A 9,568-nucleotide genomic window follows, 5' to 3' on the forward strand; every position below is an offset into this window, starting at 1 on the left:
TGATTCTCGAAGGGCGCTGATTATCCAGGAAACGCCGGTAAATATACTGCCAGCCCTGAGCTGTTTGCCGTTTTCCCGGATCACCGCCCATCGCCCCGCCTGCGGGCTCGTGGCCCTGCCGATCCGCCCTGCATTGCCGAGGTATCCATGACCCCCGACCAAAGGTTCGCCCGCCGGGTGCGGAGCGCCATCGTGGCCTTCGTGCTGCTCTTCGCCTACTTCCTCGCGGCCGACCTGTGGATGCCCATCACCCCCCAGGCCCAGCTGACGCGCCCGGTACTGCGCCTGGCGCCCCGGGTCAGCGGCCAGGTGCTGGACATCGCCGTCGGCAACAACGCCCACGTCCAGGCTGGGCAGTTGCTGTTCCGCCTCGACCCCGAGCCCTTCCGCCTTGCCGTCAACGCCGCCGAGCTGGCCCTGGAGCAGGCCGCCCAGGACAACGCCGAGCTCGATGCCAGCCTCGCCGCCGCCCGTGCCGACAAGCTCGCCGCCGACGCCTCGGCCCAGGAGCTGGCGCGCGAGACCGAGCGCCTCGGCAAGCTGGTGGCCAGCCAGCACGTCTCCCGCCAGCTGTTCGAACAGACCCAGTCGCAGCGTGCCGCCGCCAGCGCCAAGGTGGCCGCCGCCAGTGCGCGCATCCACCAGTTGGCCGCCGAGCGTGGTGCGGCAGGCGACGACAACCTGCGCCTGCGCCAGGCCCGCAACGCCCTCGACCAGGCCCGCCTGCAGCTGCAGTACAGCGAAGTGCGCGCCGAGCGCGCCGGTACCCTGAGCAACCTGCAACTGTCCCCCGGCGCCTTCGTCGCCGCCGGCAGCCCGGTGGCCGCGCTGGTAGCCGATGAGGCCGACATCAGCGCCGACTTCCGCGAGAAGGCGCTGCGCTACGTGGGCCTGGGCGATGGCGCCAGCGTGGTGTTCGACGCCCTGCCCGGGCGCATCTTCGCCGCGCGGGTCGGCGCCATCGACGCGGGCGTCAAGGAAGGCCAGCTGGACGCCAACGGCGACCTCGCCGCCCCCGCCACCTCCGACCGCTGGGTGCGCGACGCCCAGCGCCAGCGCCTGCACGTGCTGCTGGAGGCGCCCCCGGAAGCGCCCCTGCCCAGCGGCGCCAAGGCCACGGTGCAGCTCTACCCCCACGAATCGCCCCTGGCCACGTTCTTCGGCCGGGTGCAGATCCGCCTCATCAGCCTGCTGCACTACATCTACTGATGAAGCGCCCGGCCCTCAGCGAGAACGGCCTGCGCCAGTGCCTGCGCCTGGCCTGCGGCGGCACCCTCGGCCTGTTCGTGTGCAAGCTGATGGGCTGGGACAACGGCTCGTTCTTCTGCGTCTACCCCATGCTGCTGCTGGGCCTGGTGCCCACCCTCAACGCCCATGTGATCCGCCAGTTCCTCGCCCAGGCGGTGCTGGTGAGCCTGGAGACGCTGGTGATCTATGGGCTGTTCGGCGACCGCCCGCTGCTCATCGTGCCCCTGGTGTTCCTCGCCTTCCTCTGGCGCTTCAGCCTCATGGCGCGCGGCCCGCTGTTCCTGTTCGGCGCCCTGGGCTGCGTGTTCCTCTCCATGCAGCTGCACTTCGCCAGCTACCCCGAAACCCACCTCTACGACCTGGTGGCCAGCAACCTGGTGGCCGCCGCGCTGACGGTGCTGATCGCCTGGCTGATGTTCTTCCTCTTCCCCGATGCCGAGCCCCGCGAGCCGCGCACCCCGCCGCCCAAGGACCTGGCCAGCCAGCGCCACGAGGCCCTGCTCGGCGCCTCGATCGCCACCCTGTCGTTCATCCTGTTCCAGAGCTTCGACCTGAAGGATTCGCTGTCCGCGCAGATCGCCTCGATCCTCGTGCTGTTCCCCATGCACTGGAACGGCATCCGCTTCGCCGGACGCATCCGCGCCCTCGGCACCCTGCTCGGCTGCCTGATCGCCCTGGTGCTGCAACTGCTGCTCTACGACCACTACGACGTGCTACCGCTCGTCGCCTCGCTGTACTGGATAGCCGCCTTTTTCTGTGCCCGAGTGCACGTATTGGAGGGGGCGCAGGGAATCGGCTTCGGTGCGCTGACAACTTTGGCCATCGTTTTCGGTCAATACCTGACGCCGAGTCACGACATGATGTTCAGCCTGGCCTATCGGCTCAGTTCGGTTTGCGTTGCGGTCTTCATCACCCTGCTTGCGGTGTTCGTCCTGCACCGCCTGTTCAACCGTTTTGCAGCCATTCGTCACCAGAGTCATGCCTGACGCCGGCCACTCATGCCCGCCGCTTCGTTGTGGGCGTAACGTGACCCGAATACGCGAAGGCAGGCTATGGGCCGGATGGAAAACTTCGAGGAAACACCCAGCGAGCTGGAGAAGCTCACCCTGGCACTGCTGCACAGCCGTGGCGAGGTGGAGCGCCTGCGCGAACGCGAACTGCTGTTCAACAGCCTGCTGGGCAGCGTCAACGCCGTGCTCTGGGCCTTCGACTGGGACGCGCAGAAGATCATCTACGTCAGCCCCCACTACGAGCGCATGTTCGGCCGCCCGGCCGAGCTGCTGATGGTGGACTTCAACGAGTGGCGCAACTGCATCTACCCCGATGACGTCGAGTACGCCGCGCGCAGCCTCGCCGAGGTGCTCACCAAGGGCGCGGTGGAGGTGCGCGAGTACCGCATCATCCGGGGCGACGGCCAGGTGCGCTGGCTCAGCGACAAGTGCTTCGTCAGCCGCCAGGGCCAGGCCGGGCAGTCCACCCTGGTGGTGGGCATCGCCGAGGACATCACCGAGAAGAAGACCCTGGAGGCCGAGCTGCAGCGCCTGGCCACCACGGACGTGCTGACCGGCACCAGCAACCGCCGCCATTTCTTCGAATGCGCCCAGCGCGAGTTCGACGTCGCCGAGCGCTATGAGCGGCCCCTGGCCTTCCTGCTGCTGGACATCGATGACTTCAAGAAGATCAACGACACCTACGGCCACCAGGTCGGTGACCTGGTGCTGCAGCGCATCGCCCAGTGCGGCGCCGGCGCCCTGCGCCGGGTCGACCATTTCGGGCGCATTGGCGGCGAGGAATTCGCCGCCGTATTCCCCGGCTGCGACCCGGCCCAGGCCCTGCAGGTCGCCGAGCGCCTGGAGCGCGAGGTGCAGCGCCTGTCGTTCAGCGCCGCCGGCCAGATCTTCAGTGTCACCCTCAGCCAGGGCCTGACCACCCTGCGCCCCGGCGACACCCTGGAACAGCTCTACGCCCGCGCCGACGAAGCCATGTACACCGCCAAGCGCAGCGGCAAGAACCGCATCGTGCAGGTGTAACCGCCTGCCCTCGTAGGGTGGACGTCGCTCTTCACGTCCACCAGCGAAGCCCCGGGTGAGCACCGACGGTGGACCGGTGAAGCGCGGTCCACCCTACGCCCCTGCTTTCTTCGCGCTCGCCCTACGGCTGGAACGGCGACTCGCTGAGGATCACCCCCGTCTCGTCCACATAGCGCTGCCAGGCCGCGATCAGCCCGGCCAGGGCTTCCGGCCGTTCCTGGGCCAGGTCGTGGATCTCCCCCGGGTCCTTCTCCAGGTCGTACAGCTGCCAGGTTTCCGGCCCCACGGGTGCGGGCAGGTACACCGCCTTCAGGTGCCCCTGGCGGATGGCGCGCATGCCGAACAGCTCCCAGCCGGTGACCGTTTTCTCGTCATGCACCCGGGGCGTCTCGCCCGAGAGGTAGCCGAGCCAGGAGCGCCCGCGCACCGGCGCCACCTCGCGGCCGCGCCAGCGCGTACCCGGGTGGCGCACGCCGGCCAGGTCCAGCACCGTCGGGGTGATGTCCATCACCGTGGCGAAGGCGTGGCTGATCTGCTGCTGCCGCTGCAGCTGTGGATAACGCACCAGGGCCGGCACGCGGATGCCGCCCTCGGTGGTGAAGGCCTTGTACAGGCGCGACGGCGCGGTGGCCGCCTGGGCCCAGCGCGGCCCGTACCAGACGTAGGAGTTGGCGCGGCCGATGTTCTCCAGGCTGTTGTCGTAGTGCTGGTCGAGGAAGCTCTTCAGGTTCGGGCCGAACTTGGGGAAGGCCTCCAGCAGCGCGCCCTCGGCGCCGTTGTCGGACATGAAGAGAATGAAGGTGTCGTCCTCCAGGCCCTGCTGGCGCAGGTAGTCCAGCACCCGGCCGATGTTCCAGTCCATGCGCTCCACCATCGCCGCGTAGACCTCCATGGTCCGCGCCGACACCTGGCGTTCCGCCTCGCTCAGCGCCTCCCACTCGGCGCTGATCGCCCGCACCGGGTGCGCTTCCACATCCGCCGCCACCAGGCCCAGCGCCTTGAGCTTCGCCAGGCGTTCCAGGCGCAGCGCCTCGGGCCCGGCGTCGTAGCGGCCCCGGTAGTTATCCACAACCTCGGCCGGTGCCTGCAGCGGCCAGTGCGGGGCCGAGAAGGGCAGGTAGGCGAAGAACGGGCGGCTCTGGTCGCGCTCCTTGAGGTACTGGATCAGCCGGTCGGCGAAGGCGTCGGAGGAATAGAAATCCTCCGGTAGCTGCTCGATGAAGCGGTCGTCCTCCACGTACAGCGCCGGCGTCGCCTTGAGGATGCCCGGCGTGGTGGCGTCGTAGGGCGGCTCGTAGCCGTAGTGGTTGGCCGCCCCGGGCAGCAGCGAGAAGGAGCGCTCGAAGCCCCGTGCATGGGGTGCCCGCTCGGCGGTCAGGCCCAGGTGCCACTTGCCGGACATCAGCGTCTGGTAGCCCGCCTCGCGCAGCAGCTCCGGCAGCGCCACCACGCGGTCGTTGAGGTAGCCCTCGTAGCCCGGCTTGCCGATCAGCTCCGGGGTCAGCGCCTCGGCCATGGTGCCGATGCCGGCGATGTGGTGGTCGGTGCCGGTGAGCAGCATCGAGCGGGTCGGCGAGCAGGTGGGCGCGGTGTGGAAGTCGGTCAGGCGCAGGCCGTCGAAGGCCAGGCGGTCCAGGTTCGGCGTGGCGATCTCACCGCCGAAGGCGCCCAGGTCGGAAAAACCCAGGTCGTCGGCGACTATCACCAGGAAGTTGGGGCGTTTGCTCATCCAGGGTTCTCCAAGGGGTCTACAGGGCGATGAATTCGAGGGGCAGGTCGGTCACGCGCGGCGGCACCGGCGGCTGGTAGTCACCCTCGCCGGTCAGCTGGTGCAGCAGGGCTTCACGAACCCGATGGAAGTCGTGGCCGGTGCGCTGGCGCGGGCGTGGCAGGTCAATGGGCAGCACCTGCTTGATGCGCCCGGGGCGGGGCGCCAACACCACCACGCGGTCGGCCAGGTAGATGGCCTCCTCGGCGTCATGGGTGACCAGCAGGGTGGTGATGCGCTGGCGCGCGCGGATGGCCAGCAGCTCGTCCTGCATCTGCTGGCGGGTCAGCGCATCGAGGGCGCCGAAGGGCTCGTCCAGCAGCAGGATGCGCGGGCTCGCCACCAGCCCCCGGGCGATGGCCACGCGCTGGGCCATGCCGCCGGAGAGCTGGTGCGGGTAGGCGCCCTCGAAACCGCCCAGGCCCACCAGTTGCACGAACTGCTGGATGCGCCGGGCGCGCTCGCCCTGCTCGATGGGCTCGTTGACCAGGCCCAGGCCGATGTTCTGCGCCACCGTCAGCCAGGGGAACAGGCGGTGCTCCTGGAACACGATGCCGCGTTCGCCACCGATGCCGCGCACCGGCTGGCCGTCCACCTCGATGTGGCCGCTGAAGTCGGTATCCAGGCCCACCAGCAGGCGCAGCAGGGTGGATTTGCCGCAGCCGCTGGAGCCGACGATGGCGATGAACTCACCCTCCTCGATATCCAGGCTGAAGTCCTGGATGGCCTGGAAATCCTGGCCATCCACCTCGAAGACCTTGCCGACCCCGGCGAAGCGCACCGTCGGCGCGCGGGTCGTGGCGGGTGGCGACACCCGGTGGAATGCGTTCATGCGGTTCTCCAGCGCGTCGCGCGCGCTTCGATGCGTTGTCCGAGGTTGCCCAGCAGGGCGCCCACCAGGCCCACCAGGACCATGGCGGCCATCACCTGGTCCATGCGGAACAGCTGCTGCGCGCCGAGCATGTAGCTGGCGATGCCGCCATCCGAGGGCATGAAGTATTCGGCGCCGATGGTGCCCAGCCAGGCGTAGATCAGCGCCAGGCGCAGGCCGGCGAAGATGGCCGGTGCGGCGCCCGGCAGCACCAGCAGGCGCAGGCGCTTGCCCAGGCCGAGGCGCATCACCCGCGCCGCTTCGCCAAGCTGTGGCGAGAGGCCGGCGACGCCGCGCTGGGTGGCGATGAACAGGGGGAAGAAGGCCGCCAGGCTGACGAAGGCCAGCTTGGCCGCCTCGCCCAGGCCGAACCAGGCGGTGAGCAGCGGCACCCAGGCGAAGATCGCCACCTGGCGCAGGGCCGAAAGGCTGGGCCCGGCGATGCGCTCGGCGCGGTTCGAGAGCCCCAGCAGCAGGCCGAGCGCCAGCCCGGTGCCGCCGCCCAGCGCCAGGCCTGCCACGGTGCGCTCGAGGCTGGCGCCCATGGCGGTGGGCAGGCTGCCATCCAGCAGCCCCTGGTGCAGGGCGCGCAGCACATCGAGCGGGGAGGCGAGGATATTGGCATCGACCCAGCCCAGGGCGCTGCTGGCCTGCCACAGGGCCAGCAGCGCCAGGGGCAGCAGGGCTGCCTGCAACCGCTGCCAGCCATGCAGGCGCGGGCCGCGCGGGCGCTCGGCGGTGGCCGGGTGCGGCCAGAACAGCAGGCGGGCGTCGAGCAGGTTGATGCCGCGATCCATCAGCGCGCCCACCAGGCCGATCACCAGGATGCAGACGAACACCAGGTCGAGCATGAACAGCTGGCGGCCCCAGACCATCAGGTAGCCGATGCCCTCGCTGGAGGCCAGCAGCTCCACCGCCAGCAGCGAGGTCCAGCCGGTGGCCAGGGCCAGGCGCAAGCCGGCCATGAAGGCGGGCAGGGCAGCCGGCAGCACCAGGCGCCAGGCCAGCAGGTGCGGCGGCAGGCGCAGCACCGCCGCCGCCTCGCGCAGGCGCGGCTGGGCGTCCCGCACGCCAACCAGGGTGTGCAGGGTCACCGGCACCACCACGGCCTTCACCAGCACCACCAGCTTGAGGGTTTCGCCGATGCCGAAGAACAGCATGAACAGCGGAATCCAGGCCAGGGTCGGGATCTGCGCCAGGGCCACGAAACTCGGGTAGACCAGCGCCTCGGCCCGCCGCGACAGGCCCAGCCAGGCACCGAGCAGCGCGCCGCCAGCGACACCGGCGAGCAGGCCGGTGCCGAGGCGTTGCAGGCTTATCCACAGGTGCGCCCAGAGTTCGCCGGAGCCGAATTCCGCCGCGCTCTGCCAGACCAGCGCCGGGGAGGGGAGGATCTGCTCGGACATCCAGTTGCGCTCGGCGGCCAGCCACCAGAGCAGGAACAGCCCGATGGGCAGCAGCCAGGGCAGGGCCCGGTCGAGTGCGGCTCCGGGCAGGCGCAGCCTGGCAGGGGGCCTCAGGCTCGGCAGCGTCTGGATCTTGCTCATCGGGTCTCCCGGCGCCAGGGCTCTAATATTATTTCCGCGTGGAATATGAAAAATGAAAATCCATTGATTTATGGATAAGAGGCGTCATTGATAGGGAAGGCTCGGGAGTGCGGCAAATGCCTTTGCCGAATATTTTTTATGCATTTCCTGCATAGCGTGCTGGAAGCCGCTGTGGCCCTGCTTTATGCGATTGGGTCATTAAAAAATGAATTTTTATTATTTAATTTCGATTTCCTCCTGTGCCTATCTGGCGGCCTCACCGAACCATCGCGCAGGAGCGCCCTTCCATGAAAACCCTGATCAACAGCGTCCTCGGGCTCTTCGCCCCCACTCTGCTGGCGGGCGTGCTCGGCGCGGCTCCGCTGCTCGCCCAGGCGGCCGAGGCACCCAAGGAAATCCGTATCGCCGTGCCCGACCTCAGCGCCGGCAGCGAACACAGCGGCGGTGGCGTGGTGGACGTGCTGCGCAGCCGGCAGATCCTCGAACAGGAATTCGCCAAGGACGGCATCGAGATCCAGTGGCGCTTCTTCAAGGGCGCCGGCCCCGTGATCAACGAAGCCCTGGCCAACGGCCAGGTGGACTTCGCCTACCTCGGCGACCTGGCCGCCATCATCGGCAAGGCCAGCGGCCTCGACACCCGCCTGCTCAGCGCCACCGCCCGCGACGTGAAGAGCTACCTGGGCGTGGTGCCCGGCTCGGGGATCAAGACCCTGGAAGACCTCAAGGGCAAGCGCGTCGCCGTGTTCCGCGGCACCGCCAACCAGCTGTCCTTCGCCAACGCGCTGGCCAGCCGCGGCCTGTCCGAACGTGACTACAAGGTGATCAACCTCGACTTCAACGCCGCCAACGCGGCCTTGGCAGCCAAGCAGGTGGACGCCTCCTGGGGCCTGGCCGGGCTCATCGCCCTGCGTGAGAAAGGCCTCGCCGAACTGCCGCTCAGCACCCGCGACCTGGGCGGCGCCGGCAGCACCCAGGCGGTGCTGGTGGGCACGGGCGCCTTCGTCCGCGAGTACCCCGAGGTCACCGCGCGCTTGGTCAAGGCCCAGCAACAGGCGGTGGAGTGGCTGCGCGACGACAACCACAAGCAGGCCTACGTCGAACTGGTCTCGCGCCTGGCCAGCTACCCGCCGGTGATCCTCGGCACCGACCTCAAGGACGACAGCTTCCACAGGATCTTCGACCCGCGCCTGGACGCCGACTTCCTCGCCCGCCTGCAGAAGGGCGTCGACTTCGCCGCCGAACAGCGGCTGATCCGCAAACCCTTCCAGGTGAGCGACTGGGCCGAACCGCGCTTCCTCGATGCCGCCTTGAAGGAACCGGTGCAGGCATCGCGTTAAGGCCGCCAACAACCGCGTCGAACCCTTTCGCGAATGAATTTGCTCCCACGAAAACATCGACCGCTGCGGGTGGACGTCGCTCTTTACGTCCACCAGCGGAGTGCCCGGCAGTCCCCTTGGTGGACCGAGGTCCGGTGGGCAGACTCAGGCGCTGCGCCGCGCTTCTTCCGCTTCGATTCCGTCCAGCTCGACGATGATCTCGATCAGCGCCCGCGCCGCCGGGGAGAGGCGGTAGCCGGTGCGGGTGACGATGCCGCAGCGGGCGGAGAGGCTGTCCAGGTTCTCCGGCAGGTTGCGAAAGTCCAGCAGCGCCAGCTCGCCGCGCTCTAGGTGGAGCGCCAGGGTTTCCAGCATGGCCAGGCCCACCGCATCGGTCTGGCTCACCACCTGCACCAGCGCGGGCATGTGCTCGCATTCCACGTTGAGGCTGAAATCGGCCTTGCCGCTGAAACCGGCCAGCAGCTTGCGCACCCCCGCCGGCAGCCGGGTGGCGGCCAGCGGGTAGTCGAACAGGTCGTTGGTGGAGAGGCTGTCCTTGGCCAGCAACGGGTGCCCGGCGCGGCAGAAGAAACGCCCCCGGCGCGGGCTCAGCTCGCGGGTCTGGAAGTTCGGGTCCGTCTCGAACTGGCGGATGTCGGCAATGAAGAACTCGATCTCGTCCCGGGCCAGCAGGCGGCCCAGGGTCTCCCAGTTGTTCACCTCGAAACGGGTGTTGATGCGCGGATGGCGGGCGATGAACTCGGCGAGGGCGTCGGGCACCAGCTTGG

Annotated in this window: 8 protein-coding genes; 4 read left to right on the plus strand and 4 right to left on the minus strand. The window is 68.9% G+C overall.

The features are described from left to right. The first annotated feature begins 147 nt into the window (after nt 1–147). The 3 genes from DMX10_RS26850 to DMX10_RS26860 all read left to right on the plus strand — a co-directional run bounded on the left by DMX10_RS26850 (nt 148) and on the right by DMX10_RS26860 (nt 3,278). A complete protein-coding gene (locus tag DMX10_RS26850; protein ID WP_111263964.1) occupies nt 148–1,209 on the plus strand; it encodes an HlyD family secretion protein in 1,062 nt (353 codons plus the stop codon). After that, the gene (locus DMX10_RS26855) at nt 1,209–2,234 is read left to right on the plus strand and encodes a DUF2955 domain-containing protein (protein WP_178083018.1); all 1,026 of its coding nucleotides are present in this window, start codon (nt 1,209–1,211) and stop codon (nt 2,232–2,234) included. The genes DMX10_RS26850 and DMX10_RS26855 overlap by 1 nt, the downstream gene beginning before the upstream one ends. A gap of 75 nt (nt 2,235–2,309) precedes the next feature. Continuing rightward, on the plus strand, nt 2,310–3,278 hold the full coding sequence (locus DMX10_RS26860; protein WP_111263970.1) for a sensor domain-containing diguanylate cyclase: 969 nt from the start codon (nt 2,310–2,312) through the stop codon (nt 3,276–3,278). 121 nt (nt 3,279–3,399) lie between these two features. Here the strand turns inward: DMX10_RS26860 and DMX10_RS26865 are convergent, their stop codons facing one another. From DMX10_RS26865 to DMX10_RS26875, 3 genes are read right to left on the minus strand one after another with little or no spacing between them, the layout of a single operon-like run. After that, entirely contained in the window at nt 3,400–5,007 is a 1,608-nt protein-coding gene (locus DMX10_RS26865) for an arylsulfatase (protein ID WP_111263966.1), read from the minus strand. Between the two features lie 19 nt (nt 5,008–5,026). Beyond that, a complete protein-coding gene (locus tag DMX10_RS26870; protein WP_111263967.1) occupies nt 5,027–5,878 on the minus strand; it encodes an ABC transporter ATP-binding protein in 852 nt (283 codons plus the stop codon). Continuing rightward, nucleotides 5,875–7,464, minus strand: a complete 1,590-nt coding sequence (locus tag DMX10_RS26875; protein ID WP_111263968.1) for an ABC transporter permease — start codon at nt 7,462–7,464, stop codon at nt 5,875–5,877. Before DMX10_RS26875 ends, DMX10_RS26870 begins: the two co-directional genes overlap by 4 nt. 287 nt (nt 7,465–7,751) lie before the next feature. Here DMX10_RS26875 and DMX10_RS26880 point away from each other — a divergent pair, with 287 nt between their 5' ends. Further along, nucleotides 7,752–8,801: an ABC transporter substrate-binding protein gene (locus tag DMX10_RS26880; protein ID WP_111263969.1), complete on the plus strand. Its 1,050-nt coding sequence runs from the start codon at nt 7,752–7,754 to the stop codon at nt 8,799–8,801. Nucleotides 8,802–8,945: 144 nt separating this feature from the next. On the opposite strand, the gene DMX10_RS26885 is transcribed toward DMX10_RS26880, so the two are convergent. After that, nucleotides 8,946–9,568, minus strand: a 623-nt coding sequence (locus DMX10_RS26885; protein ID WP_178083019.1) for a substrate-binding domain-containing protein, incomplete at its 5' end; no start/stop codon positions are given.

Origin of the sequence: Pseudomonas sp. 57B-090624, from assembly GCF_003234055.1 — a bacterium.
Classification (GTDB): domain Bacteria; phylum Pseudomonadota; class Gammaproteobacteria; order Pseudomonadales; family Pseudomonadaceae; genus Metapseudomonas; species Metapseudomonas tohonis.